Raw genomic sequence first — 24,555 nt, 5'->3', positions numbered from 1 at the left:
ATCCATGGCGTACCCAAGAGTGCCTTGGGTACGCCATGGTGTCCACTGGCCTGTATCGTTTTTGGTGCTTAGCGCATCACGATGCCGCGTTTTGCCATATAGGCCTTGGCTTCCTGCACGGTGTATTCGCCGAAGTGGAAAATACTCGCCGCCAGTACCGCGCTGGCGTGGCCTTCGATAATGCCGTCGGCCAGGTGTTGCAGGTTACCGACACCGCCAGAGGCGATCACCGGAATGCCCAGTGCATCACTGATGGCGCGGGTGACGCCCAGGTCAAAGCCGTTTTTCATGCCGTCCTGATCCATGCTGGTCAGCAGGATTTCGCCGGCGCCCAGGCCTTCCATTTTCTTCGCCCACTCAACGGCGTCGAGACCGGTTGGTTTGCGACCGCCATGGGTGAAGATTTCCCAGCGCGGGGTTTCGCCCGGTCCGGAAACCTTCTTCGCGTCGATAGCCACCACGATGCATTGCGAACCGAAATGCTGCGCGGCTTCGCCGACAAATTCCGGGTTGAACACCGCTGCGGTGTTTATCGAGACCTTGTCCGCGCCGGCATTGAGCAGGTTGCGGATGTCCTGCACGGTGCGCACGCCGCCGCCCACGGTCAGCGGGATGAACACCTGGCTGGCCATGCGCTCGACGGTGTGCAGCGTAGTGTCGCGGCCATCGACGCTGGCGGTGATGTCGAGAAAGGTAATCTCGTCGGCGCCCTGCTCGTCGTAGCGTCGAGCAATTTCCACCGGGTCACCGGCGTCGCGGATGTTTTCGAATTTCACACCCTTGACCACCCGGCCGTTGTCCACGTCCAGGCAAGGGATGATGCGTTTGGCCAGCGCCATGATCAGTCCTCAGCCTTTGTACGAATCGCAGAAAGCTTGCGCTTCAGCGACATCGAGGGTGCCTTCGTAGATCGCACGGCCTGTGATCGCACCGATGATGCCTGGCGCCTTGGCGTCGAGCAGGGTCTTGATGTCACCCAGGTTGTGGATGCCGCCGGAAGCGATCACCGGGATCTTTGTTGCAGCAGCCAGTGCCGCGGTGAACGGTACGTTGCAGCCCTGCATCATGCCGTCTTTGGCGATGTCGGTATAAACGATCGAAGACACGCCGTCGGCTTCAAACTGCTTGGCCAGGTCGATCACCTGGATGGTGCTGATTTCAGCCCAGCCGTCAGTGGCGACAAAACCGTCTTTGGCATCCAGGCCCACGATGATTTTGCCCGGGAACGCGCGGCAGGCTTCTGCAACAAAGGCCGGATCTTTCACGGCCTTGGTGCCAATGATCACGTAGCTAACGCCCGCTTTCACGTAGTGTTCGATGGTTTCCAGGGAGCGGATACCGCCGCCGATCTGGATCGGCAGGTTCGGATAACGCTTGGCGATGGCAGTGACCACTTCGCCGTTGACCGGCTGGCCTTCGAAGGCGCCGTTCAGGTCGACCAGATGCAGACGACGGCAACCGCCCTCCACCCACTTGGCAGCCATGCTCACCGGGTCATCGGAGAACACTGTGGAATCTTCCATGCGGCCCTGGCGCAGACGGACACAGGCACCGTCTTTAAGATCGATAGCGGGAATAATCAGCATCTGGCAAACCTTCAAATTCGAATGTTCAGCTTGGCTCGGAAATCAGTTTTTCTCGAGCGCCCACAGGTCGCTTTCGATGCTTTCGAACCTCTCTTTGAGGTGCGCCTGCACATCGAAAATCGCCCTGTTGTAATAGTGCGGAGCAATTTCACGGGTAAACAGCTCAAGAATCTCCGCCGCCTCGAACGAGCCGAGGTCGAGCTCAAAGCGGTCTTCCATGAAACGCTTGATCTTGCGATTGGCCTCGCTCTCCTGTTCGGGAGTGAGGGTCAGAATCGGCGGCTTCTTCTTGACGGCCATTTACCAGCGACCGTCCCACGCGGCGAAGTTCTGCAGCAACTGCAGGCCATGGGTATGGCTTTTCTCCGGGTGGAACTGCACGGCGAAACGCGAACCTTCGGCCAGCGCTGCGGCGAAATCGACACCGTAGTGACCGCCCCCCACCACCTGCCGCGCGTTGGCGGCAGCGATGTAGTAGCTGTGCACGAAGTAGAACCGCGCCAGGTCCGGAATGTCGTGCCACAGCGGGTGACTGACCTTCTGCTTCACTTCGTTCCAGCCCATGTGCGGGACTTTCAGGTGTTCGCCGTCTTCATGCAGGTCTTTGCCGAAGAACTTCACCGCGCCCGGGAACAGCCCGATGCAGTCGACACCGTCGTTCTCTTCGCTGGTGTCGAGCAAGGCTTGCATGCCCACGCAGATGCCAAGGAACGGACGGTCCTGGCTGACTTCACGCACCAGTGAATCGAAGCCGAGGCGACGGATCTCCGCCATGCAATCGCGAATCGCGCCGACACCGGGGAAAACCACCCGATCGGCTTCGCGAATCACGTTGGCATCACTGGTGATCAGCACCTTGCCGGCACCGACGTGCTCGAGGGCCTTGGCCACCGAGTGCAGGTTGCCCATGCCGTAATCGATTACCGCGACTGTCTGCATTACAGAACGCCCTTGGTCGATGGCATTTGCCCGGCCATGCGGTCATCGAGCTCGACGGCCATGCGCAGAGCGCGGCCGAAAGCCTTGAACACGGTTTCGATCTGGTGGTGGGTGTTGGTGCCACGCAGGTTGTCGATGTGCAGGCTGACCAATGCATGGTTGACGAAGCCCTGGAAGAATTCCTGGAACAGGTCAACGTCGAAGCCGCCGACGGTGGCGCGGGTGTACGGAACATGCATCTGCAGGCCTGGACGGCCGGAGAAGTCGATCACAACCCGCGACAGCGCTTCATCGAGCGGCACGTAGGCGTGGCCGTAGCGACGGATGCCTTTTTTGTCGCCGATGGCTTTGGCAAACGCCTGGCCGAGGGTGATACCGACGTCTTCCACCGTGTGGTGGTCATCGATATGCAGGTCGCCCTTGCTGACAATATCCAGGTCGATCAGCCCGTGACGGGCGATCTGGTCCAGCATGTGCTCAAGAAAAGGAACACCGATATCGAATCGGGCCTTTCCGGTGCCATCGAGGTTGATCGAGGCTTTGATCTGGGTTTCCAGAGTGTCGCGCTCGACAGACGCCTTACGTTCGGCCATCACCAGCTCCGCAAAATCATTGGGCGAAAAAGGCAGCCATTATAGGCGTGCGGGGCCGAAACAGAAACACGAGAGGTGATATCGCTGACGGAATGAATTCGGGGGTGCCGGCGATGTACATGTCCATACAAGCCATTTGGCACACCACAAAAAAATGTGGGAGCGAGCTTGCTCGCGATAGGGCCATCACATTCAACATTTTTGCTGACTGTCAGACCGCTATCGCGAGCAAGCTCGCTCCCACAGGTTTCGGGTTGAAACTGGTGTTAGTGAAACAGCACCGCCGTCTTCTGCAAGGTCACCCAGACACCCCACGCCAGCGGAATGCCCACCACCAGCCACGCCGCAATCGCCAGCGGTTTGGTGCCCGGCGCGGCTTTCCACTCCAGCACGGTGCTGCTGTCGGCGCCTTTGTCATGGCCCAGCGCCTGTTCGGCGGCCAGTTCGGCGTCGGTCATGAAGTACTTGTCCGCCACCGGACGCACCAGCAGGTTGCACAGGAAACCCAGCACCAGCAGGCCGGCGAGGATGTACAGGGTGATGTCATAAGCCGCCGCACGCTCGACGCCGATGCTTAGTTGATATTCACGCAGATAGTTCACCAGCACCGGACCGAGCACACCGGCAGCAGCCCACGCCGTCAGCAGACGACCGTGAATCGCACCGACCATTTGCGTACCGAACAGGTCCGCCAGATACGCCGGAACAGTCGCGAAGCCACCGCCATACATCGACAGGATGATGCAGAACGCCGCCACGAACAGCGCGATGCTGCCCAGGTGACCCAGGTTCGGAATCAGTCCGTACAGGGCAAAGCCCAGGGCGAAGAACACGAAGTAAGTGTTTTTGCGGCCCAGGTAATCCGAGAACGAAGCCCAGAAGAAGCGCCCACCGATGTTGAACAGGCTGAGCAAACCGGTGAAGCCGGCAGCGATGGCGGCGATCGAAGCCAGTTGCGAAGCGTCGAGTTGGCCGAACGCCAGGTCATTGCCCAGCAACTTGCCAGCGAACACTTCCTGCAACAGCGGCGACGCCATGCCGAGGATGCCGATACCAGCCGATACGTTCAGACACAGCACCAGCCACACCAGACGGAACTGCGGCGTCTTCCAGGCCACATTCACGTGAACATGACGATGAGTGATCATCGCGTTCGAGGCTTTTTTCGCCGGGGCCGTCCAGCCTTCAGGCTTCCAGCCGGTTGGCGGAACGCGGTAGGACAGAGCGCCACCGATCATGAACACGAAGTAGATCGCGGCCATCACCAGGAAGCTCTGCCAGACGCCGACGCTGGTTGGCGAGGCGAAATGCCCCATCAGAGCCGCCGCCAGCGGGGCGCCGACCATTGCGCCGCCGCCGAAGCCCATGATCGCCATGCCGGTCGCCATTCCACGCTTGTCCGGGAACCATTTGATCAGGGTCGACACCGGCGAAATGTAGCCAAGACCCAGGCCGATACCGCCAATGACCCCGGAGCCGATCCACATCAGCCAGATCTGGTGGGTATACACCCCCAGCGCCGAAATCAGCAGGCCGCCACACCAGCACAGTGCCGATACGACACCGGCCTTGCGCGGTCCGGCATGCTCCAGCCAGCCACCCCAGATGGCGGCCGAGCAACCCAGGAAGATGAAGAACAGGGTGTAGATCCAGCCGAGCATCGAGATCGGCCAGTCACACTGGGACGAAAAGACTTGTGCGATAAAACTCATGTCCGGTGCGCAGGCCACTGGAGAGGAGATGCCCAGCGCCTTGGACAGCGGCAACCAGAACACCGAAAAACCGTAGGCCATGCCGATGCACAAGTGGATGGCCAACGCGGCCGGTGGCACCAGCCAACGGTTGAAACCGGGCTTGGCGATGATCCGCTCCTTGGACAGGAACGCAGGCTGGTCGGCGCTGAAGCCGTCCGCCGTGATGCTCGTGGTCATTGTGTATCCCCCAATTATTTGTATGGTTCGCCAGCCACAGCTCACTCCCGGCCTTTATGCACGCAGGCATGACCGTTTTTTGTAGAGCACCTTGTTGTGCGACAACAGGTCGCAGAAGGACGGACGAACGGGCAAAGGTTACCATTTGCAAGTGACAGAAAAACCAAACTGACATCACCTTTTGTACGTCATCTGATCTCTATCGCTTCATGACCTCACAGGAATCACCATGCCGATCATTGTCGAGCCGCTGAACCAAGCCACTGCCCAGGATCGACAGGATCTGCAGAAGATCTACTGCGACGCCCCGGACTGGCTGTTCGCCCCTTTTTCCGGGGCCGCGCAGTTGATCGAAGACTGTTTGCGCGACGGCACACTGATCGCCGGACGCTTCAACGATCGCCTGCTGGGCGCGGCCCGGTTGCAAAGGCACCAAGACGCCTGGCACTTGTCCCAAATATGTGTTCGAAAAATTACCCGTCGCCGTGGTGTTGCCGAGCGTCTGGTTGCCGAAGCCCAGAAAATGGCCGCGCAATCGGGCATGCCCCTGCGCCTGCTGGCGCCTGCCGGGCATCTGGAGGCTCAGGCGCTGGCCGCCAAGCTGAAACTGCCACTGGATGTGCTGCCGGCGTGATCACTGACCGGTCGTCTGTTCGGGGGCGCTATACTCCTCGGCTAAATTTTGAATTCGACTAATTACAAGGACTCGCCCATGAAAGCGTTCGGCAAAATCCTGGGTCTGGTACTTCTCGGGCTGTTGCTGATCATTGTGGCGCTGGGCTTTGCCCTGACCCACCTCTTCGATCCCAACGACTACAAAGACGAGATCCGCCAGATTGCCCGCGACAAGGCCCACATCGAGCTGACGCTCAATGGCGATATCGGCTGGAGCCTGTTCCCGTGGCTGGGCCTGGAACTGCACGACGCCAGTGTCGCGACCATGGTCAAACCGACCGAACCGTTTGCCGACTTGCAGATGCTAGGCCTGTCGGTACGCGTACTGCCGCTGCTGCGCCGTGAAGTGCAGATGAGCGACGTACGTGTCGAGGGCCTGAACCTGCGCCTGAACCGTGACAAGGACGGCCACGGCAATTGGGAAGACGTCGGCAAGCTGCCGGCACCGGCCAACACCGGCGCGACCAGCACCCCGCCAGCCGCTGGCGAACCGGCGCCCGAAGCCAGCGTCTCGGCGGAAAAACCGCCTCAGCCGATCCGCCTGGACATCGACAGCCTGACCGTGAACAACGCACGGGTCGAGTACACCGACGAACGTACCGGCAAGAGCTTCAGCGCCGAAAGCATTCAGCTGAGCACCGGTGCGGTTCACGACTCCGTCAACATTCCGCTCAAGCTCACGGCTTTCCTGTCAGCCAACCAGCCGGCATTGCGAGTGCGCACCGAGCTCAATGGTGAGGTGCGTATCGCACGCGCTCTGCAGCGCTATCAGCTCGAAGACATGAAATTGTCCGGTGAAGTGACCGGCGACCCGCTGCAAGGCAAGACCATGACGTTCTCCGCCCAGGGCCAGCTGGTGCTGGACAAGGCCGCCAATGTCGCCGAGTGGACCGGCATCAAGATCTCCGCCAACCAGCTGCGGGCACTGGGTGAACTGAAGGTCAACGACCTCGACAAGACCCCACAAGTCAGTGGCGGCATCTCGATCGCCCAGTTCGACCTGGCGAAATTCGTCGATAGCATCGGCCAGAAACTCCCCGCCATGGCCGAAGGCAGCCTGAGCAAGGTCGAACTGGTCAGCCGTCTGGCAGCAACACCCACCAGCCTGGCGCTCGACAACATCAACCTGAAAGTCGACGACAGCACCTTCAGCGGTCGCATTGCCGTCGAAGATTTCGCCAAGCAATCGCTGCGCGCAGCACTCAAGGCCGACACCTTCAACGTCGACCGCTACCTGCCGCCGAAATCCGCCGAGGCCAGTAGCACCACGCAGGTACGCCAGGCCGAAGTCGCCAGCACTGAAGCCGATGCCATGGCCGGCGCCGGCAGCACTCCGTTGCCACCCGCGCCGACCAAGGACGCCTGGAGCAGCGACCGCCTGTTGCCCGTGGAACGCTTGAGCAAGCTCGATGTGGACGCCGACCTGACCTTCGGCCAGTTGACCCTGCAAAAATTGCCGATTCATAACGCTGCGCTCAAGGCCACCGGCCAGGGTGGCCTGCTGACACTGGCCAACCTGCGCGGCGATCTGTACGAAGGCAACTTCGAAACCACCGGCACGCTCGATGTGCGCCAACCAGTGCCGGCGCTGAACCTGCAGACGAAGATCAGCCGGGTACCGGCGGAAAAAATCCTCGAAAGCCAGGGCAAGAACCCGCCCGTCAAAGGTCTGGTCACGCTCAACAGCAGCCTGACCGGCAGCGGCAACAGCCAGAAAGCGTTGATCGATACCCTCAACGGCAATGCCAGTTTCATCATCAACAATGGCGTGCTGCTCAACGCCAACCTTGAGCAACAGCTGTGCAAAGGCATCGCCACGCTCAACCGCAAAACTCTCAGCGGCGAGCCCCGGGGCAAGGACACACCGTTCCAGGAGCTCAAGGGCAACCTGACCTTGCGTAACGGCGTGGCCAGCAACCCGGACCTGAAAGTGCGCATCCCGGGCATGACCGTCAACGGTGACGGTGACATCGATCTGCGGGTGTTGGGCATGGACTACCGCGTCGGCATCATCGTCGAAGGCGATACCAGCGCCATGCCGGACCCTGCTTGCCAGGTGGGCGACAAGTTTGTCGGCATCGAGTGGCCGCTGCGCTGCCGCGGCCCGCTGGAGCTGGGCGCCAAGGCTTGCCGTTTGGATAACGACCGCATGGGCCAGGTCGCGGCCAAACAGGCTGGCGACAGGATCAGCGAAAAAATCGAGGAGAAATGGGGCGACAAAGTCGACCCGAAACTGAAAGACGCGCTCAAGGAAATGTTCAAGCGATGAGAGCCGAGCAGTTTTCAACGGCGGTGCTGGACTGGTTCGACCGCCACGGCCGTCATGATTTGCCCTGGCAGCAGGACATCAACCCGTATCGGGTGTGGGTCTCGGAAATCATGTTGCAGCAGACCCAGGTCAGCACCGTGCTGAATTACTTCGACCGCTTCATGGCCTCGTTGCCGACGGTCCAGGCGCTGGCGTGCGCGCCGGAAGACGAAGTGCTGCACCTGTGGACGGGCCTTGGTTACTACACCCGCGCGCGCAATTTGCAGAAGACCGCGAAGATCGTCGTCGAGCAGTACGGCGGCGAATTTCCCCGGGACGTGGAAAAACTCACTGATCTGCCGGGGATCGGCCTGTCCACCGCCGGCGCCATTGCCAGCATCAGCATGGGCCTGCGCGCACCGATCCTCGACGGCAACGTCAAACGGGTGCTGGCGCGCTTTACCGCGCAAGAGGGCTACCCCGGCGAGCCGAAGGTCGCCAAACAGCTCTGGGCCAACGCTGAGCGCTTTACGCCGCAGACCCGCGTCAACGCCTACACCCAAGCGATGATGGACCTGGGGGCGACGCTCTGCACCCGCAGCAAACCGAGTTGCCTGCTGTGCCCGCTGGAAAAGGGCTGCGAGGCGCACATGCTCGGCCTGGAAACCCGCTACCCGATCCCCAAGCCGCGCAAAGCCATCCCGCAGAAGCGCACACTGATGCCGATGCTCGCCAACGCCGAAGGCGCGATCCTGCTTTACCGTCGCCCATCCACGGGCCTGTGGGGCGGTTTATGGAGCCTGCCGGAACTCGACGACCTCGATGACCTGCCGCACCTGGCATCGCAGCACTCGCTGGAACTGGGCACACAACAGGCATTGCCAAGCCTGGTGCACACCTTCAGCCATTTTCAGTTATCCATCGAACCCTGGCTGGTTCAGGTCCAGGAGAGCGGCCATCACGTGGCCGAGGCTGACTGGCTCTGGTATAACCTCGCCACCCCGCCGCGCCTGGGCCTTGCCGCCCCGGTCAAAACATTGCTCGAACGCGCGGCCGCCGTATTGAACGCAGGAGAGTCGTCATGACCCGCACCATCATGTGCCGCAAGTACAAAGAAGAATTGCCTGCCCTGGAGCGCGCACCGTTCCCGGGCGCCAAAGGCCAGGACATTTTTGACCACGTCTCGGCCAAGGCCTGGGCAGATTGGCAAAAGCATCAGACCCTGCTGATCAACGAAAAACGCCTGAACATGATGAACGCCGAAGATCGCAAATATCTTCAGGGCGAGATGGACAAGTACTTCTCCGGCGAAGATTACGCCAAGGCCGAAGGCTACGTGCCGCCGTCGGAATAACCCCGATTTATCGGGGGTCGGAACGTAAGCGACGGTAATAATTAAAATTTTTTTGAAAACTTGCTTGACGACCCCCTGAAAAACCCGTTTAATGCGCCCCGTTGCCCAGATAGCTCAGTCGGTAGAGCAGGGGATTGAAAATCCCCGTGTCGGCGGTTCGATTCCGTCTCTGGGCACCAAAATACCGAAAAACCCCAAGCGAAGATGATTCCTTGGGGTTTTTTATTGCCTGCGATTTGATGGCCGCCGGACCATTTCCGGACCAGTCTCCTTAATACTTTCCCAGACCCATCCTCCCAGCCTTTCCCACACCCTCCTCTCAAAAAAACAGCTTTCGAGATTCTTGAAGCTATCGCCGAGAACTCGCCCAAGCCACATCCAGCGACGCCGACTCGGCCGCCTGGTTCGAAACACAGCTGGCAGGGGCCAGCAGCCCGAAGCTACCGCTCTGATCGCCTGAATGATGGCAGTTTGACGCCATCGTTTTGCCCTGTAAACTGCCGGTCATTCCCGCCTTCTCTTTGCGTAAAAGGAATTTGCAAATGCCAACCCTGGGCGAAATCCGCGTCAATCCTACGACTGGCTATCATTCCGAGCCCTCCCTCACGGCTCTGAAAGATGGCGGTTACATCGTGGCGTGGAGCGATCAGGGAACAAGCACCACCGATTACATCTACACCCAGCGCTATAACGCCAGTGGCGTGAAGGTAGGCGGGCCAGCCCTCGTCAATAGCGTTACAAACAGCGCACAGGAAGATCCCACCATTACCGCATTGGCCAACGGCGGCTACGTAGTCGCCTGGCAATCGGATACCTTCGACGATATGTCGGACATCGCCGTCCAGATCTACAACGCCAATGGCGTCAAGGTTGGAAGTGAGTCAATCGTCAACACAACCAGAAACGGCATGCAGGACAGTGCGCAGATCACCGCGCTCAAGGACGGCGGTTTTGTGGTGTCCTGGGCTTCGTACGGTCAGGACGGCAGCGGCTGGGGCGGTTACCTGCAACGCTACAGCGCCAGCGGGGCAAAGGTGGGCGTAGAAACACGCGTCTCTACCACCACTCAGTACGACCAGGATGGCCCTACTGTCACCGGCCTTGCCGATGGCGGCATGATGGTGGTTTGGGAAGGTAACGGAACAGGCGATACATCCGGCATCTTCGGTCAGCGGTTCAAGGCCGACGGCAGCAAATCGGGCGGAGAAATCCGCATCAATACCAGGGTGGCCGACGATCAGACAGACCCCGTCGTCAAGGTTCTGAGTAGCGGTAACTACGTCGTCACCTGGCAATCGGCTCCCGACGATGGCGATGGCAACGACGAAACCGATGCCCCTGGCGACATCTACGCACAGCTTTTCAATGCCGCTGGCGTAAAAGTGGGTGTAGAAACCCGGGTCAACACCACCACCGCAGGCAATCAGGAAGAACCTAACGTCACCGCCATGACGGATGGCGGTTATCTGGTGACCTGGGCAGGCCAAGGCACCGGTGATGTAAATGGCATCTTCTGCCAACTGTTCAATGCCAGCGGCGTCAAGGTGGGTACCGAAACCCGCATCAACACTGTCACCACCGGCAATCAATTGTTCTCCCAGGTGACTGCATTGGCCGATGGCGGCTATGTGGTTGCCTGGGAATCCACGGTGGTCAATGGGCAAGTTGACGTTTATACCCAGCGTTTTGACGCGAGCGGCAACAAGGTTTCCAGCCTGACAGGCGATGCCTTGGCCAACACCCTGACCTGGACCAGCGCCGGCAGCGTGATCATCGACGGTGGCGCGGGCAACGACACGCTTACAGGTGGCCGCGCCAATGATCATCTGAACGGCGGTGTCGGCAATGACTCACTCAATGGCGCCGCCGGTGCCGACCGTCTGATCGGCGGCGATGGCTCCGACCGCTACTACGTCGACAATGCCGGCGATATCGTCAGCGAAACCAATGCCACGGCCAGCACCGGCGGCACCGATAGCGTCTACAGCTTCCTTGGGGCCTACACCCTGGGTGACAACGTCGAGAACCTGCGCCTGCTGGCAACCGGCATTGCCAACGGCACCGGTAACAGCCTCAACAACGTCATCGACGCCGGGGCCGGCAACAACATCCTCAATGGCGGCGCCGGTATCGACACCTTGTCCTATGCCTATGCCACTGCTGCGGTCACGGTCAACCTGGGGCTGACCACCGCTCAGGCCACCGGCGGTTCCGGTTCCGACACCCTGTTGAACTTCGAAAACCTCACGGGCAGCAACTATCACGACAAACTGACCGGCAATGCGCTTGCCAACACCCTCACCGGCGGTGCCGGCAACGACACGCTCACCGGTGGAGCCGGCAACGACCTGTTGATCGGCGGCACGGGCCTGGACAAGCTTTACGGTGGCACCGGGGCCGACAAATTCGACTTCAATGCCTTGAGTGAAATGGGCCTGGGCGCCGCCCTGCGCGATGTCATTGGCGACTTCAAGACCATCGAAGGCGACAAGATCGACCTGTCGACCCTGGACGCCAACCTGGCGACGGTGGCCAACGATGCGTTCAGCTTCATCGGCTCCAGCGCGTTCAGCAGCAATGCCGCAGGGCAGCTACGGTTCGCCGGCGGCATCCTCTACGGCAGCACCGACGCCGACACTGCCGCTGAGTTCGAAATTCAGTTGGTGGGGGTGAGCAACCTGCAAACTGCCGATCTGATTGCCTGATAGAGGGTGATCGTACTGGCATAACAAAAGGCTACCTTGGGTAGCCTTTTGTTTTTCTTGCGGTAGCAGGATCAGTTGCAATGGCGAACAATTTGGCCGTGACTGAGTCCCGAAAAGCTTCAGACATTGGTGATCGGCCCTTCCTGGCAGTCTCTCGGGTCTGTCGGAACACTCCGTATGCTCTAACGGAAATGGATGACATACGCTGAAAATGAAATTGAGCAGAATCGGGGGAGGAGCTGCCGCATAACCGGGAGCAGATACACAACAGGGATATAGACAATGACTGAGGTGATTCAACCAGACGTCGAAACTGCTGAGTTTTTTACTGAACAAGAAATCAGGACTTTCAGCTTTGATATCCGCCAGTCAGCATTGCTGCACAAGTTGGCCAAAGAGCTGACCGCCATCGGCGGGCCTCAAGCACCAGGAGCCAGGTCCAAAGCCTCTCTGGCAGCCACCGAATTAACGTTCCTGTTTTCGAAAGACCAATGCGAACTGCTGGATGCCTATTCCGAAGGCCTTGTTTGCACGTTGATCTTTGAAGGGCTGCAAAAAATCTCAGACGCCACCCCTCCAGATGCATTACCAGACCAGACATCCCTGGAAAACCGATACGACGTCCTTTGCCTGGCCGCCCGTAATCAGATCTTGTTGAAACTGGTGGGTAATAGTGCCTTTGCCTACGACATGGACAATGAAGGAAAACTGGTTCGACTGGTAGCCAACTTCAAGGGCGGCGGACTGACCAGAATCCCTGCCGAGCCGGACATCAAGGAACTGAGTTCCCATTCCGGCCTCGCGCTTGGCCCGCATACAGAGGCGCCCTACTGGTGCGCCGTGAACGCGAAAGACGGGCACTCGCCCTCTCCATCGTCGCTCATACTTTCCGCCTTGTGGAACCCGAGCCTGGAGCCTACGCGAGTCATTCCACTACCTCCCATACTCGAAAAAATTGGCGTCACCAACTGCCTCGCACTAACCACGGGTAACTTCCAGTTCACTCGTAGTGACTCCTTTGTTCAGTGGCAAAGGGGAAGATGGCCGCAACGTTTCGATTCTGGAGTTCGACGACAAGGCAGGGTTCGCAGCCCGCTTTAACACGTATCGTTTTTCGGTCAATGACAACGCCTCGACCTTTGTGAAAGCGGCTTACACTGCCCTTTGCCAAGGTGTGGGTGAAGCAACTCCGGTCGAGTACACGCTGAACCAGGAATCGGCCATGGTCATCAATAACATCCGGGCTCTGCACTGTCGCGATGTCATCAAAGACAACAGACGGGTCTTGGTTCGTATTTTCGGACTTTCAAAATTTTCTTGCCCCATCGTTGTTTCCGAAGACCCGCTAGTGCTGCAGGGCTGATTTTTTTATATCACCAGCTGTTGAACGACCAGTCATGTGATTACCGGCCAATAACCATAAAGAGAGAATGCAATGTCTTGGGATGTAATTGGCATGTTGGCGCTCGTCGCTTTTTTCGCCGGTTTTTTTGATGCGATTGCCGGTGGTGGCGGTTTGATCACCTTGCCTGCATTGTTCCTGGCAGGTGTAGATCCGATCAGTGCAATTGCCACGAACAAGTTCCAGGCCGCTTCGGCAACAGTTTCAGCAACGGTAACCTTTGCTCGCAAAGGAATGATCGAGTGGCGCGAAGGCCGTTTCCTGGTTATCTGCGGATTTGTTGGCGGCGCCAGTGGTGCCTTGCTGGTCAGCACTATTGATAAGCGCTATCTGGAAGTTTGCGTGCCTATCATGCTGATTCTGGTAGCCATCTATTTTGCGCTCTCTCCAAAGCTGGCCAATGAAGATCGACGCAAGAGAATCAGTGTTCTGTTTTTTTCGTTTAGCGTTGCGCCGATCCTGGGTTTTTACGACGGTATATTTGGCCCCGGTGTGGGCTCTTTCTTTATTGTCGGATTTGTACTGCTCTGCGGCTTGGGCATGATGCGGGCCATGAGCTTTACCAAGCTTGCCAACGCCTCATGTAATCTCGGCTCTCTATCGGTCTTTATCACTAAAGGTGTGATTATCTGGCCGATCGCCATAGCCATGGCTTTGGCGGCCTTCATCGGCGCTCAATTGGGTGCACGGGCCGCTGTCCGGGTCGGACCACGGTTGATCAAACCCATGTTGATCGTGGTCTGCTGCGCCTTGGCCATCAAGCTGCTGAGCGTAGAAACCAACCCTTTACGCGTTGCACTCATCCAAGCGTATGCGGGTGTTAATCACGATAAACCCTGAGTCGCAGGACTCAGGGTTCGGAGCCTCTCGTTAACTCGCATCATTCCAGTGGAAAACCAGGTTACGGGCTGCACCATTGCCAACATCGGCAACGTCCTGCCGTGTTTCGCCGTTACGCGTCGCAATGACCGTATATTTACCGGCAGGCAGCTTCACGTAAACCAGCGGACCGGCGTCATTGAGCGTCAGTACGGTCTGCCCCGGGGCTTTCTGAATAACTACATTCACGTCAGAAGTGTATTCATTTCCCGTCCCGACAGAGAACGTCATGTGCAGGTTGTAGCCAGTGGTCTGCTGGATAGCCTTGGACTCATCCTCGCCGATACCGCCGGACAGGTAGGTGATGCCGTTTTGCTCCTGGCTTTGCACCTGCACCCCCTGGCTATCGATGGGCTCAAGGCTGGCGGCAGGTGTCATCGCTGGAAACATCAGCATGCCTGCAGCGGTGAGGGGCAACAGGAGTGTATGGAGGTATTTCATGATGACGACTCCCGGGTTCTGCGGAACCCAATCGTTACATCCTTTGGATTTCCAGTCGCAGGGAGGGGTTTTAGATTGATTTGGCCTGAGTACGAAACGTACTACGCCATTTGTTCCTCAGCCCTCGCCCGGATTTGGACCCGTCCTGCCGAAGAGCCCGGTATTTCCTGCCTGTTTCTCAGCAACTCCCGGCATCTTCGAAGGTGCTCTCTTGTCATTCTCTTTCGCTGTTCAACCTGCTGCGGAAGACCTCATGACGGCCCCCACCCCCAACGACACTCACGACCCCTATCTCGCATCACTGCTTGGCAACCTTGGCAAATTGATCCTTCAGGCACGCCAGAAAGTGCTTCGGGCGGCCGACACCGTGCAAGTGCAAACCTGTTGGCAAACTGGTCGGCACATCGTTGAGTTCGAACAGAACGGCGCGCGACGGGTCAGGTATGGCAAAGAGTTACCGTCGACCTTGGCCAAAACGCTAACTGCGGAGTTCGGAAAGGGATTTGACGCTTCCAACCTTCGGTACATGCGTCTGTTCTATCAAGCCTTTCCAATTCGTGACGCACTGCGTCACGAATTGAGCTGGACCCACTACCGCCACCTGCTTCGGGTCGACAACGACAGCGCTCGTCTTTGGTACATGAACGAATCAGCCACCCAAAACTGGTCAAGCCGAGCGCTGGAGCGCCAGATCAATACGTTGTATTACGAACGCCTGCTGGCGAGCCGCGATCGCGGCAGCGTCAAGCAGGAGGCCGCCACCCACATTCAAAACATGAAGGCCAGCCCTCGGGATTTCATCCGTGATCCGGTGGTACTGGAGTTTCTTGGTTTACCCAATGCCGGCAAGCTTCAGGAAAGCGAGATCGAACAAGCGCTGATCGAACAATTGCAGGGCTTCTTGCTGGAACTGGGCAAGGGTTTCGCATTCATTGCCCGCCAACAACGCATCAGCACCGACAGCAAAGACTTCTACATCGACCTGGTGTTCTACAACTACCTGCTCAAGTGCTTCGTCATCTTCGATATCAAGCGCGGTGAACTGACCCATCAGGACCTGGGGCAGATGGACATGTACGTGAGTATGTACGACGACCTGAAACGCAGCGCGCAGGACAGCCCCACCGTCGGCATCATTCTCTGTGCGCAAAAGGATGAATCCGTGGTGCATTACTCAGTGCAGGAAGGAAACGAGCAACTGCTCGCCAGCAAGTACAAGCTTGTCCTGCCGAGCGAAGAGGAACTCCGTAATGCACTGGATCGGGAGCGGATGGCACTTGAAGAACGACGGCTCGACCAACCACTGCGTTGAGGCCAATGGATTGTTCATCAACAACATCAAGACTATTGTTGGCAGCTACCCGCAAAGGTCCGACGCCGATGAATTTGCAGGAAACGCCTTCACTCGTCCCAACTCAAATCGAGTTGCCATTGCAACGCGTTGCGTCCGGTGAACCGTTCAAGGAAACCGCTGCAGACGGCTTTGTCCTCGGTGGCTTCACCTGGCGACACCCTTCTCGGGACGCCGCTCGTCCGGTCGTGATCATCAATGCCGCCACCTCGGTCCGTTGTCGCCACTACTCGCGCTTCGCCGACTACCTGTTCGTCCACGGCTTCGATGTCATCACCTATGACTACCGCGGCATCGGCGAGTCGCGGCCGGCATCGCTCAAGGGTCTTCAAGCCTCGTGGACCGATTGGGGAACGCTGGATTTCGAGGCGATGCTCAAGCGCGCACAGCGTGAGTTCCACCAACAGCCTATCGATGTGGTCGGCCACAGCTTTGGCGGCTGTGCAGCGGGTCTGGGGGCGTCCGGGCACCTGATCCGGCGTCTGGTGACGGTCGGTGCGCAATTCGCCTACTGGCGCGACTATGCGCCCGCTCATCGCTGGCGGATGTTCGGCAAGTGGCATGTGGTGATGCCGCTGGTGACGATGCTGTGCGGCTACTTTCCGGGCAAACGGCTCGGCTGGCTGGAAGATACACCCGCCGGCGTGGTCCGTGACTGGAGCCTCTCCACTGCCCGCTACGAGAAACGCTCCAGCGGCCGCACAATCAGCAAAACCGCCGGGCAGTTGCCCTTTGCCGACGTCACCGCGCAAACCCTGGCCATCAGCATCAGCGACGATCCCTACGGCACGGTCCCGGCCATCGAACGCCTGCTCGGCTACTTCACCGGCAGCACAAACTCTCACCTGCGTATCCATCCTGAAGACATCGGCGAAGAAGAAGTCGGACATTTCGCCTTTTTTCGCAGCGCATACCAAGCCACACTATGGCCCATTGCATTGGCCTGGTTGCAAAACGGCGAACTGGTCCCCGGCACACCCGGGCGAACGGTGCCACGCAGCTGAGCCACCCGCCCCTTTCAACGAATTACGGAACGACGCCCATGGCCTCCGCCAACAAGCAGCAAAAACGCGCCTCCCGCGCCAAGGCCAAGGCCAAGCAGAACCGCACCCAGCGAGCTGCCGCGCCGGTGGAACTGGACCCGAACGACGATCGCATCGACTTCGAATCGGTGGACCTGACCGAACTGTTCAAGAAAATGATCGACGCCGAAAAGATCAGCCAGCAAGCCCTGTGCACGGCCTTCCTCGAAGACCCGTTGCTGGAACTGGTGTATGAGCAGGAAGGCGAGGAAGGCGCGATGGACTTCATCCTTGCTGCGCTGATCGAATATCGCCAATGGTCGACTGAAACCGACGAAGCCGGCGCCCTGGCGTGGATCGAATCACCGGCCTTCCAGGCCGACTACGTGGCGGCGTCCGACGCCATTGCCGCGCAAACCCAACAGAAACCGAACTGAGTTCCCATGGCCTCCCTGAACAAGCAACAGAAACGCGCCAAGCGCGCAAAAGCCAAAGCCAAGCAGATCAATATCCACGGCCGTAAACCCGCCGCGCTGGACGATGATCTTGGCCACCTCGCCGAGCCGATCCCGGAATACACCCTGGCGATGTTCAGCAAAATGCGCGACGCGGAAGCCGTCAGCCGCAGCGAAATGCTCTCAGTGCTGCTGACGAACCTGGCCTTTATCATCATCGACCATCCAGAACTGCTGGACATGGAAAACGCCGACGACGAAGGCATGGCCGCCACCCACCTGGCCGCCGACATGCTGATCGACTACCGCATGTGGGCCGACGGCATGGACCGCGAGACCGCCCAGGCGTGGCTGAGCGAACCGCAGTTCATTGCTGACTTCGGTGACGCACTGGATGTCTACCGTGAGTCGCTGGAAGCGCCGGAAGAAAAAGCCGAGTAAGGGTTACGACTCAAACAAAAACGGCCGCTTGTCATCACTGACAGCGGCCGTTTTGCGTTACGCGGTATGGATCAGTTCAGCACTACCGCGCCACGCTTTTCCAGTTTGCGACGGCGAGCCACCAGCAAGCCGGCCGCTACCACCAGAGCACTGAGCAAGCCGGTCGCGAGAATTTCCACGCGATGGGCTTCCTGGAACAGCATGATGGTCAGGGCCGCGACGATGAAGACGATCACCGCGTAGGTCAGGCCCGGGAACAGCCACATGCTGAAGGCAATTTTCTCCCCGCGCGCTATACGCTGCTTGCGCATGCGCAGTTGCGAAATCGCAATCACCAGGTACACCAGCAATGCGATGGCGCCGGAGCTGGCCAGCAGGAATTCGAACACCGCAGCCGGAGCTACGTAGTTGGCGAATGTTGCCAGGAACGCGGCACCAGTGGACAGCATCACCGCCCAGTATGGCGTGCCACTTTTGTTGGTGCGGGTGGACATGGCCGGCGCATCGCCGCGCTTGCCCAGGGAGAACAACATCCGCGACGAGGTGTAGAGCGCCGAGTTCAGGCAGCTGGTCACAGCGACCAACACCACGATGTCGACGATCATCTTGGCGTTAGGGATGCCCATGCGCTCAAGTACAGTCTGGTAGGAGCCCAGGCTTGCCAGTACCGGGTCGTTCCAAGGCACCAGAGCCACGACGATGAAGATCGACACGAGGTAGAACAAGCCGATCCGCCAGATAACCGAGTTGGTGGCCTTGGAGATTTGCTTGCCAGGGTTCTTCGATTCCGCGGCCGCGATGGTCACGATCTCGGTGCCCATGAAGGAGAACATGGTGGTCAGGATGGCACCCAACACCGCGCCCATGCCGTTTGGCAGGAAACCCTGGGTGTCGAACAGATGGGAAACGCCGCTGACCTGGCTGCCCGGCAGGAAGCCGAAGATCGCCATGAGGCCCAGAACAATGAAACCGATGATGGCCAACACTTTGATCAGGGCAAACCAGAACTCGAATTCACCGTAGTTCTTCACGCTGAACAGGTTGGTCACGGTCAACAGCATCGTGATGACCAGGGCGAAGGCCCAGATGTCCACGCCAGGGAACCAGGCATGCAAGATGGTCGCGGCAGCGTTGGCTTCCAACGGGATCACCAGAACCCAGAACCACCAGTACAACCAGCCGATGGTGAAGCCGGCCCAGTGACCGATCGCGCGGTCGGCGTAAGTCGAAAACGAACCGGTGTCCGGCGAGGCAACGGCCATTTCGCCGAGCATGCGCATCACCAGCACCACCAACATGCCGGCGGCGGCGTAAGCCAACAGAACAGCCGGACCTGCAGCGGCGATGGCGTGACCCGAGCCAACGAACAAGCCGGCGCCGATAACCCCGGCAATCGACAGCATGGTCACGTGGCGCGGTTTGAGCCCCTGTTCGAGGCCATTAGAGCTTTGGGTACTGCTCATTAAAACTACCTTTGTAAGGAGAAGCGAATGCGTGCATCCCGTTCGGCGGACCTTCTCGTAAAAAGAAGCCAACAGGGCGTTCTGGATTCTGCACGCAATAATTGCGCCAAAATATTTCAAAACCCTCTAGCCCGGCGATCTCGCCTCGACCGGACGGTCATCGCAACCCTTTGAATTTAATGGCACTTTGCCAAAGCGTTACCCTGCGACCCACTTTTGCGAATACATCAGCGCACCGGAAACACACCTGGAAAGGGCTCCGCGCACATTAAAAGTGCACAAGCGGTGCATTTGGCCGGATAGCGCTTCCAACACCCTGTCAAAGCTGGCAACATCGCGCCTTTTTTTGCGGCAGCCACCGCGCTTTTTATCGACAGGCAAGGTTCAAACGGCTGTTCGGTTGTTGATGGGGCGACAGTCTGCTGCGTCGATGCGACAACCTGCCACACACCAGCCGATTACCGTCCGTAGCGCTGTTGGCTGCCATTGAAACGCTATGCTAGGTTGGCCGCCTCGCCAGGAAGGCCGCCAACAGCAGGAGCGCAACATATATGAGGAACGCACATGGCTGAGGCCACGCCCGCGCTTGAAATCCGCAACTTGCACAAACGCTACGGTTCGCTGGAGGTGCTCAAAGGCATCTCGCTGACCGCCCGCGACGGCGATGTGATCTCGATCCTGGGTTCCTCCGGCTCCGGCAAGTCCACGTTCCTGCGGTGCATCAACCTGCTGGAGAACCCGCACCAGGGCCAGATCCTGGTCGCCGGCGAAGAACTCAAGCTCAAGGCCGCGAAGAACGGTGAACTGGTGGCCGCCGACGGCAAGCAGATCAATCGCCTGCGCAGCGAAATCGGTTTTGTATTTCAAAACTTTAATCTGTGGCCGCACATGAGTGTGCTCGACAACATCATCGAAGCCCCGCGCCGCGTGCTCGGCCAGAGCAAGGCCGAAGCCATCGAAGTGGCCGAAGCCCTGCTGGCCAAGGTCGGCATCGCCGACAAGCGCCATGCCTACCCGGCGCAGTTGTCCGGTGGCCAGCAACAACGCGCGGCCATCGCCCGCACCCTGGCCATGCAGCCCAAGGTCATCCTGTTCGACGAGCCCACCTCGGCGCTTGACCCGGAAATGGTCCAGGAAGTACTTAATGTCATCCGCGCACTGGCCGAAGAAGGCCGCACCATGCTGCTCGTGACCCACGAAATGGGCTTCGCCCGTCAGGTCTCCAGTGAAGTGGTGTTCCTCCACCAGGGCCTGGTAGAAGAGCAAGGATCGCCACAGCAGGTGTTCGAAAACCCGCTTTCGGCGCGCTGCAAACAATTCATGTCCAGCAACCGCTAACGGAGCTACCCACATGCAGAACTACAAAAAGGTCTTCCTGGCTGCCGCCGTCACCCTGGCGTTCAGCGCCGGTGCCATGGCCGAAACCCTGAAGATGGGCATCGAAGCGGCTTACCCGCCGTTCAACAATAAAGATGCCAGTGGCAATGTCGTCGGCTTCGACAAAGAGATCGGCGACGCCCTGTGCGCCAAGATGAAAGTCGAGTGCACCGTCGTGACCTCCGACTGGGACGGCATCATCCCGGCCCTGAACGCCAAGAAGTTCGACTTCCTGATCTCCTCGATGTCGATCACCGACGAGCGCAAGCAAGCGGTGGACTTCACCGACCCGTACTACTCCAACAAGCTGCAGTTCATCGCCAAGAAAGACATCGACTTCAAAACCGACAAGGCCGCGCTCAAAGGCAAGATCATCGGCGCCCAGCGCGCGACCCTGGCCGGCACCTTCCTGGAAGACAACTATGGTGACGACATCACCATCAAGCTCTACGACACCCAGGAAAACGCCTACCTCGACCTGACTTCCGGCCGCCTGGACGGCATCCTGGCCGACAAGTACGTCAACTACGAATGGCTGAAAAGCGACGCTGGCCGTAGCTACGAGTTCAAGGGTGACCCGGTGGAAGAGAGCGACAAGATCGGTATTGCCGTGCGCAAGAAAGACCCGATCCGCGAGAAGCTGAACACCGCGCTGAAAGAAATCGTCGCTGACGGCACCTACAAGAAGATCAACGACAAGTACTTCCCGTTCAGCATCTATTGATACTGACCTGCCTGACCGGCGCCTGATGGCGCCGGTTCTCGGCCTTGCCTGCCGCGATTTGAAAAGAAATCCATGATTATCGACCTCTACGGATTCGGCCCGGCGCTCGCCGCTGGCGCGCTGATGACTGTGAAACTGGCACTCTCGGCCTTGTGCCTGGGGCTGGTACTCGGTCTGCTCGGCGCCTTGGCCAAGACTTCCCCGTACAAGCCGCTGCAATGGCTTGGCGGCACTTATTCGACCCTGGTTCGCGGTATCCCGGAATTGCTCTGGGTGCTGTTGATCTACTTCGGCACGGTCAACCTGATGCGTGCCCTGGGCGAGTTCTTCGGCAACCCCGACCTTGAACTCAACGCCTTCGCCGCTGGCGTGATTGCGTTGGGCCTGTGCTTCGGCGCCTACGCCACGGAAGTGTTTCGCGGTGCGATCCTCGCCATCCCCAAAGGCCATCGTGAAGCCGGCGTGGCCCTGGGCCTGTCGAAATGGCGCATCTTCACCAGGCTGATCATGCCGCAGATGTGGCGCATCGCCCTGCCCGGCCTGGGCAACCTGTTCATGATCCTGATGAAGGACACCGCGCTGGTGTCGGTGATCGGCCTGGAAGAAATCATGCGTCATGCGCAAATCGGCGTGACCGTCTCCAAGCAACCGTTCACCTTCTATATGGTGGCCGCGTTCATGTACTTGAGCCTGACGGTGCTGGCGATGACCGGCATGCACTTCCTGGAAAAACGTGCCGCTCGCGGCTTCGCGAGGAGCACCCAATGAACTGGGAAGTCATCATCAAGTGGCTGCCGAAACTGGCCCAGGGCGCAACCCTGACCCTGGAACTGGTGGCCATCGCCGTGATCGCCGGTTTGCTGCTGGCCATTCCACTGGGCATCGCCCGCTCGTCGCGCCTGTGGTGGGTGCGGGCATTTCCCTACGGCTACATCTTCTTTTTCCGTGGCACGCCGTTGCTGGTTCAGCTGTTCCTGGTCTACTACGGCCTGGCGCAGTTCGACGCGATCCGTAACAGTTCGATGTGGCCGTACCTGCGCGATCCGTTCTGGTGCGCCACGGCGACCATGACCTTGCACACCGCGGCCTACATTGCGGAAATCCTGCGGGGCGCCATCCAGGCGATTCCACCGGGCGAGATCGAAGCGGCACGGGCACTGGGCATGTCCAAACCAAAAGCGCTGTTCTACATCATGCTGCCGCGCGCCGCGCGCATCGGCCTGCCGGCCTACAGCAACGAAGTGATCCTGATGCTCAAGGCCAGCGCCCTGGCCAGCACCGTGACCCTGCTGGAATTGACCGGCATGGCCCGCACCATCATTGCCCGGACCTACCTGCCGGTGGAGATCTTCTTCGCCGCGGGCATGTTCTATCTGGTAATGGCTTACGTGCTGGTGCGTGGCTTCAAGCTGCTGGAGCGCTGGTTGCGCGTCGATGCCTGCCAAGGGCGTTGATACCGGCGTGTTGACGGGCGAGGCCCTGCTCGCCCGTTTCACTGCGCTGGATGCTTTTCTGACAGAGCATCAGGCACTGTGGAAACCCCGACCGTTCACTCATCGGCATCTTCCCTGGGAAGCGTCCTACCCGGAGCTGGCCGCATGGCTACGCAAGCGGTCGCTGGAAGACGCGGAAAACGCTCACAACCAACCTGCCCTTCTGAATGCACCGGAGCCCTTTGCTTCCCTGGCAACAATGTCCGCTGCCTTGAGTACCGTGGATGAGTTGCCGGCTCGCACACTCGAAGCGGCGGGCCATCGGTTGAACGTCGATGTACCGGGGCGCAAATGGCAACAGATCGAAGCCTTCGCCAGTCGGTTGCAGTTTTCTGAAGCACCGCAGCATTGGATGGACTGGTGCTCGGGTAAAGGACATCTGGGCCGCCGCCTACTGCAACCGGGGCAACAACTGACGTGCCTGGAATACGACCCGGCACTGGTAACCAGCGGCCAGGCACTCAGCCAGCGCCATCACCTGCATGCGCTGCATATCGAACAAGATGTGCTCGCGGCAGACGCAGCTTGTTTACTGGGTGCGTATCACACGCCCGTCGCGCTTCACGCCTGCGGTGATTTGCATGTGCGGCTGATTCAACTCGCCAGCGTCACAGGCTGCAAACAGCTCGCCATCGCGCCGTGTTGCTACAACCGGATCAGTCTTGCCCAATACTCACCGATTTCCTCGGCCGCCCAAGGCTCCGGCTTACAGCTTTCCCTCGACGACCTCGCGTTGCCCATGAGCGAAACCGTTACCGCCGGTGCCCGCGTGCGACGTCAACGCGACACCTCCATGGCCCGGCGCCTGGGCTTCGACTTGCTGCAACGGCAACTACGCGGCATTGACGAGTACCTGCCAACCCCTTCCCTGCCCAGCGCCTGGCTGGACAAACCCTTCGCCGATTACTGCCATCATCTGGCCACTCTCAAAGAGTTATCCACAATCGGCCCGCAAGATTGGCCAGCCCTCGAAGCCGCCGGTTGGCAGCGACTGGCCGAAGTGCGCAACCTTGAACTACTACGCGGACTTTTCCGACGCCCACTGGAGCTTTGGCTGGTCCTTGACCGGGCACTTTTCCTCACCGAGCAGGGCTACAGCGCCCGTGTCGGCACCTTCTGCGAAACTCCGCTCACGCCGCGTAATTTCCTGCTCCTGGCCGAACGCGCTTAAATACATCCGACCTGTGGATAACTCTGTTGATGAAATAATCGTGGATCCAATATCCACGCCTGTTTCAGGGCTAAATCCACACTGTTCATTTTTTATACACTCGCATAAAAAATCGAAAAAACAGGTATTTGCGAACAAACGAGAACGGATCCACAATTTCGACCTAAACCCAGTGCGCTGCCAATGGCATTGTGCATAAGCATTTAATCAAAACGACATAAATGCCTAATCCCGGATCGCAGACAGAGGAAATTGCACCCTTTCATTACTCTTGATATACACACACGCAAGGGCGCCGGCAGCGC

At 59.1% G+C, this 24,555-nt stretch carries 25 protein-coding genes and 1 tRNA gene; 18 read left to right on the top strand and 8 right to left on the bottom strand.

The annotated features are described in order from the left end of the window. Positions 1-68: 68 nt before the first annotated feature. The 6 genes from hisF to PSJE_RS21135 form a co-directional block, all read right to left on the bottom strand. Positions 69-839 carry an imidazole glycerol phosphate synthase subunit HisF gene (gene hisF / locus PSJE_RS21165; protein ID WP_090452593.1) on the bottom strand — a complete coding sequence of 257 codons (771 nt, stop codon included), beginning with the start codon at positions 837-839 and terminating at the stop codon, positions 69-71. Positions 840-848: 9 nt separating this feature from the next. Then, the gene (gene hisA / locus PSJE_RS21160) at positions 849-1,586 is read right to left on the bottom strand and encodes a 1-(5-phosphoribosyl)-5-[(5-phosphoribosylamino)methylideneamino]imidazole-4-carboxamide isomerase (protein WP_027617356.1); all 738 of its coding nucleotides are present in this window, start codon (positions 1,584-1,586) and stop codon (positions 849-851) included. 42 nt (positions 1,587-1,628) lie between these two features. After that, positions 1,629-1,886, bottom strand: a complete 258-nt coding sequence (locus PSJE_RS21155) for a DUF2164 domain-containing protein (RefSeq protein WP_007989200.1) — start codon at positions 1,884-1,886, stop codon at positions 1,629-1,631. Further along, entirely contained in the window at positions 1,887-2,525 is a 639-nt protein-coding gene (gene hisH / locus PSJE_RS21150; RefSeq protein ID WP_057712412.1) for an imidazole glycerol phosphate synthase subunit HisH, read from the bottom strand. After that, positions 2,525-3,118 carry an imidazoleglycerol-phosphate dehydratase HisB gene (hisB, locus tag PSJE_RS21145; protein WP_003218037.1) on the bottom strand — a complete coding sequence of 198 codons (594 nt, stop codon included), beginning with the start codon at positions 3,116-3,118 and terminating at the stop codon, positions 2,525-2,527. Before hisB ends, hisH begins: the two co-directional genes overlap by 1 nt. A gap of 266 nt (positions 3,119-3,384) precedes the next feature. Then, complete coding sequence (locus PSJE_RS21135; protein ID WP_090452591.1) at positions 3,385-5,049, bottom strand: OFA family MFS transporter; 1,665 nt, start codon at positions 5,047-5,049, stop codon at positions 3,385-3,387. A gap of 229 nt (positions 5,050-5,278) precedes the next feature. On the opposite strand from PSJE_RS21135, the gene PSJE_RS21130 reads away from it, so the two are divergent. The 9 genes from PSJE_RS21130 (at position 5,279) to PSJE_RS21095 (ending at position 14,273) form a co-directional block, all read left to right on the top strand. Further along, positions 5,279-5,683, top strand: a complete 405-nt coding sequence (locus PSJE_RS21130; RefSeq protein WP_057712414.1) for an acetyl-CoA sensor PanZ family protein — start codon at positions 5,279-5,281, stop codon at positions 5,681-5,683. A 78-nt stretch (positions 5,684-5,761) separates the two neighbouring features. After that, a complete protein-coding gene (locus tag PSJE_RS21125) occupies positions 5,762-7,993 on the top strand; it encodes an AsmA family protein (RefSeq protein ID WP_090452589.1) in 2,232 nt (743 codons plus the stop codon). Continuing rightward, on the top strand, positions 7,990-9,057 hold the full coding sequence (mutY, locus tag PSJE_RS21120; protein WP_057712416.1) for an A/G-specific adenine glycosylase: 1,068 nt from the start codon (positions 7,990-7,992) through the stop codon (positions 9,055-9,057). Before PSJE_RS21125 ends, mutY begins: the two co-directional genes overlap by 4 nt. After that, positions 9,054-9,326, top strand: a complete 273-nt coding sequence (locus tag PSJE_RS21115) for an oxidative damage protection protein (protein ID WP_057397205.1) — start codon at positions 9,054-9,056, stop codon at positions 9,324-9,326. The genes mutY and PSJE_RS21115 overlap by 4 nt, the downstream gene beginning before the upstream one ends. Before the next feature lie 103 nt (positions 9,327-9,429). Next, positions 9,430-9,505: transfer RNA gene (locus PSJE_RS21110), tRNA-Phe, on the top strand. 363 nt (positions 9,506-9,868) lie between these two features. Next, entirely contained in the window at positions 9,869-12,031 is a 2,163-nt protein-coding gene (locus PSJE_RS32065; RefSeq protein WP_090452587.1) for a calcium-binding protein, read from the top strand. A gap of 282 nt (positions 12,032-12,313) precedes the next feature. Beyond that, positions 12,314-13,132, top strand: coding sequence for a hypothetical protein (locus PSJE_RS21100; RefSeq protein ID WP_235863928.1), 819 nt, complete (start codon positions 12,314-12,316; stop codon positions 13,130-13,132). 121 nt (positions 13,133-13,253) lie between these two features. Continuing rightward, the gene (locus PSJE_RS31710) at positions 13,254-13,394 is read left to right on the top strand and encodes a hypothetical protein (RefSeq protein WP_235863927.1); all 141 of its coding nucleotides are present in this window, start codon (positions 13,254-13,256) and stop codon (positions 13,392-13,394) included. A gap of 72 nt (positions 13,395-13,466) precedes the next feature. Beyond that, positions 13,467-14,273 carry a TSUP family transporter gene (locus PSJE_RS21095; protein ID WP_057712418.1) on the top strand — a complete coding sequence of 269 codons (807 nt, stop codon included), beginning with the start codon at positions 13,467-13,469 and terminating at the stop codon, positions 14,271-14,273. Positions 14,274-14,303: 30 nt separating this feature from the next. On the opposite strand, the gene PSJE_RS21090 is transcribed toward PSJE_RS21095, so the two are convergent. Beyond that, positions 14,304-14,753: a hypothetical protein gene (locus PSJE_RS21090; RefSeq protein ID WP_057712419.1), complete on the bottom strand. Its 450-nt coding sequence runs from the start codon at positions 14,751-14,753 to the stop codon at positions 14,304-14,306. Between the two features lie 253 nt (positions 14,754-15,006). On the opposite strand from PSJE_RS21090, the gene PSJE_RS21085 reads away from it, so the two are divergent. The 4 genes from PSJE_RS21085 to PSJE_RS21070 all read left to right on the top strand — a co-directional run bounded on the left by PSJE_RS21085 (position 15,007) and on the right by PSJE_RS21070 (position 18,022). After that, positions 15,007-16,065, top strand: a complete 1,059-nt coding sequence (locus tag PSJE_RS21085; protein WP_057712420.1) for a PDDEXK nuclease domain-containing protein — start codon at positions 15,007-15,009, stop codon at positions 16,063-16,065. Between the two features lie 68 nt (positions 16,066-16,133). Then, positions 16,134-17,108 carry an alpha/beta hydrolase family protein gene (locus tag PSJE_RS21080; RefSeq protein ID WP_090452585.1) on the top strand — a complete coding sequence of 325 codons (975 nt, stop codon included), beginning with the start codon at positions 16,134-16,136 and terminating at the stop codon, positions 17,106-17,108. Between the two features lie 38 nt (positions 17,109-17,146). Continuing rightward, positions 17,147-17,563, top strand: coding sequence for a hypothetical protein (locus PSJE_RS21075; RefSeq protein WP_090452584.1), 417 nt, complete (start codon positions 17,147-17,149; stop codon positions 17,561-17,563). A gap of 6 nt (positions 17,564-17,569) precedes the next feature. Beyond that, positions 17,570-18,022 (top strand): hypothetical protein, encoded by a 453-nt coding sequence (locus tag PSJE_RS21070; RefSeq protein WP_057712423.1) that lies wholly within the window; start codon positions 17,570-17,572, stop codon positions 18,020-18,022. A gap of 71 nt (positions 18,023-18,093) precedes the next feature. Here PSJE_RS21070 and gabP read toward each other — a convergent pair whose 3' ends face one another. Continuing rightward, positions 18,094-19,485, bottom strand: a complete 1,392-nt coding sequence (gene gabP / locus PSJE_RS21065; protein ID WP_057712424.1) for a GABA permease — start codon at positions 19,483-19,485, stop codon at positions 18,094-18,096. Between the two features lie 564 nt (positions 19,486-20,049). Between gabP and PSJE_RS21060 the strand changes: the two genes are divergently transcribed. The 5 genes from PSJE_RS21060 (at position 20,050) to PSJE_RS21040 (ending at position 24,250) form a co-directional block, all read left to right on the top strand. Further along, the gene (locus PSJE_RS21060; RefSeq protein ID WP_007972784.1) at positions 20,050-20,823 is read left to right on the top strand and encodes an ABC transporter ATP-binding protein; all 774 of its coding nucleotides are present in this window, start codon (positions 20,050-20,052) and stop codon (positions 20,821-20,823) included. Between the two features lie 13 nt (positions 20,824-20,836). Continuing rightward, complete coding sequence (locus PSJE_RS21055) at positions 20,837-21,586, top strand: ABC transporter substrate-binding protein (protein ID WP_015093061.1); 750 nt, start codon at positions 20,837-20,839, stop codon at positions 21,584-21,586. 72 nt (positions 21,587-21,658) lie between these two features. Continuing rightward, positions 21,659-22,354 carry an ABC transporter permease gene (locus PSJE_RS21050; RefSeq protein WP_015093060.1) on the top strand — a complete coding sequence of 232 codons (696 nt, stop codon included), beginning with the start codon at positions 21,659-21,661 and terminating at the stop codon, positions 22,352-22,354. Next, positions 22,351-23,040 carry an ABC transporter permease gene (locus tag PSJE_RS21045; protein WP_057712426.1) on the top strand — a complete coding sequence of 230 codons (690 nt, stop codon included), beginning with the start codon at positions 22,351-22,353 and terminating at the stop codon, positions 23,038-23,040. Before PSJE_RS21050 ends, PSJE_RS21045 begins: the two co-directional genes overlap by 4 nt. Then, on the top strand, positions 23,021-24,250 hold the full coding sequence (locus tag PSJE_RS21040; protein WP_090452582.1) for a methyltransferase: 1,230 nt from the start codon (positions 23,021-23,023) through the stop codon (positions 24,248-24,250). Before PSJE_RS21045 ends, PSJE_RS21040 begins: the two co-directional genes overlap by 20 nt. Positions 24,251-24,555: the final 305 nt, after the last annotated feature.

Source organism: Pseudomonas jessenii, assembly GCF_002236115.1.
Taxonomy (GTDB): domain Bacteria; phylum Pseudomonadota; class Gammaproteobacteria; order Pseudomonadales; family Pseudomonadaceae; genus Aquipseudomonas; species Aquipseudomonas jessenii.
Note: the sequence above shows the minus strand (reverse complement) of the source record. Positions and strands in the feature narration are given on the sequence as shown.

What these genes read in the sequence shown, in the direction of transcription:
- PSJE_RS21080 (WP_090452585.1), top strand. Translation starts at nt 16,134, where the DNA reads ATGAATTTGCAGGAAACGCCTTCACTCGTCCCAACTCAAATCGAGTTG.
- PSJE_RS21095 (WP_057712418.1), top strand. Translation starts at nt 13,467, where the DNA reads ATGTCTTGGGATGTAATTGGCATGTTGGCGCTCGTCGCTTTTTTCGCC.
- hisA (WP_027617356.1), bottom strand. Translation starts at nt 1,586, where the DNA reads ATGCTGATTATTCCCGCTATCGATCTTAAAGACGGTGCCTGTGTCCGT.
- PSJE_RS21040 (WP_090452582.1), top strand. Translation starts at nt 23,021, where the DNA reads ATGCCTGCCAAGGGCGTTGATACCGGCGTGTTGACGGGCGAGGCCCTG.
- PSJE_RS21135 (WP_090452591.1), bottom strand. Translation starts at nt 5,049, where the DNA reads ATGACCACGAGCATCACGGCGGACGGCTTCAGCGCCGACCAGCCTGCG.
- PSJE_RS21070 (WP_057712423.1), top strand. Translation starts at nt 17,570, where the DNA reads ATGGCCTCCCTGAACAAGCAACAGAAACGCGCCAAGCGCGCAAAAGCC.
- PSJE_RS21125 (WP_090452589.1), top strand. Translation starts at nt 5,762, where the DNA reads ATGAAAGCGTTCGGCAAAATCCTGGGTCTGGTACTTCTCGGGCTGTTG.
- PSJE_RS21130 (WP_057712414.1), top strand. Translation starts at nt 5,279, where the DNA reads ATGCCGATCATTGTCGAGCCGCTGAACCAAGCCACTGCCCAGGATCGA.
- PSJE_RS21055 (WP_015093061.1), top strand. Translation starts at nt 20,837, where the DNA reads ATGCAGAACTACAAAAAGGTCTTCCTGGCTGCCGCCGTCACCCTGGCG.
- PSJE_RS21085 (WP_057712420.1), top strand. Translation starts at nt 15,007, where the DNA reads ATGACGGCCCCCACCCCCAACGACACTCACGACCCCTATCTCGCATCA.
- PSJE_RS21155 (WP_007989200.1), bottom strand. Translation starts at nt 1,886, where the DNA reads ATGGCCGTCAAGAAGAAGCCGCCGATTCTGACCCTCACTCCCGAACAG.
- hisH (WP_057712412.1), bottom strand. Translation starts at nt 2,525, where the DNA reads ATGCAGACAGTCGCGGTAATCGATTACGGCATGGGCAACCTGCACTCG.
- PSJE_RS21075 (WP_090452584.1), top strand. Translation starts at nt 17,147, where the DNA reads ATGGCCTCCGCCAACAAGCAGCAAAAACGCGCCTCCCGCGCCAAGGCC.
- PSJE_RS31710 (WP_235863927.1), top strand. Translation starts at nt 13,254, where the DNA reads ATGGTCATCAATAACATCCGGGCTCTGCACTGTCGCGATGTCATCAAA.
- PSJE_RS32065 (WP_090452587.1), top strand. Translation starts at nt 9,869, where the DNA reads ATGCCAACCCTGGGCGAAATCCGCGTCAATCCTACGACTGGCTATCAT.
- PSJE_RS21100 (WP_235863928.1), top strand. Translation starts at nt 12,314, where the DNA reads ATGACTGAGGTGATTCAACCAGACGTCGAAACTGCTGAGTTTTTTACT.
- gabP (WP_057712424.1), bottom strand. Translation starts at nt 19,485, where the DNA reads ATGAGCAGTACCCAAAGCTCTAATGGCCTCGAACAGGGGCTCAAACCG.
- PSJE_RS21090 (WP_057712419.1), bottom strand. Translation starts at nt 14,753, where the DNA reads ATGAAATACCTCCATACACTCCTGTTGCCCCTCACCGCTGCAGGCATG.
- PSJE_RS21045 (WP_057712426.1), top strand. Translation starts at nt 22,351, where the DNA reads ATGAACTGGGAAGTCATCATCAAGTGGCTGCCGAAACTGGCCCAGGGC.
- PSJE_RS21060 (WP_007972784.1), top strand. Translation starts at nt 20,050, where the DNA reads ATGGCTGAGGCCACGCCCGCGCTTGAAATCCGCAACTTGCACAAACGC.
- hisB (WP_003218037.1), bottom strand. Translation starts at nt 3,118, where the DNA reads ATGGCCGAACGTAAGGCGTCTGTCGAGCGCGACACTCTGGAAACCCAG.
- PSJE_RS21050 (WP_015093060.1), top strand. Translation starts at nt 21,659, where the DNA reads ATGATTATCGACCTCTACGGATTCGGCCCGGCGCTCGCCGCTGGCGCG.
- hisF (WP_090452593.1), bottom strand. Translation starts at nt 839, where the DNA reads ATGGCGCTGGCCAAACGCATCATCCCTTGCCTGGACGTGGACAACGGC.
- mutY (WP_057712416.1), top strand. Translation starts at nt 7,990, where the DNA reads ATGAGAGCCGAGCAGTTTTCAACGGCGGTGCTGGACTGGTTCGACCGC.
- PSJE_RS21115 (WP_057397205.1), top strand. Translation starts at nt 9,054, where the DNA reads ATGACCCGCACCATCATGTGCCGCAAGTACAAAGAAGAATTGCCTGCC.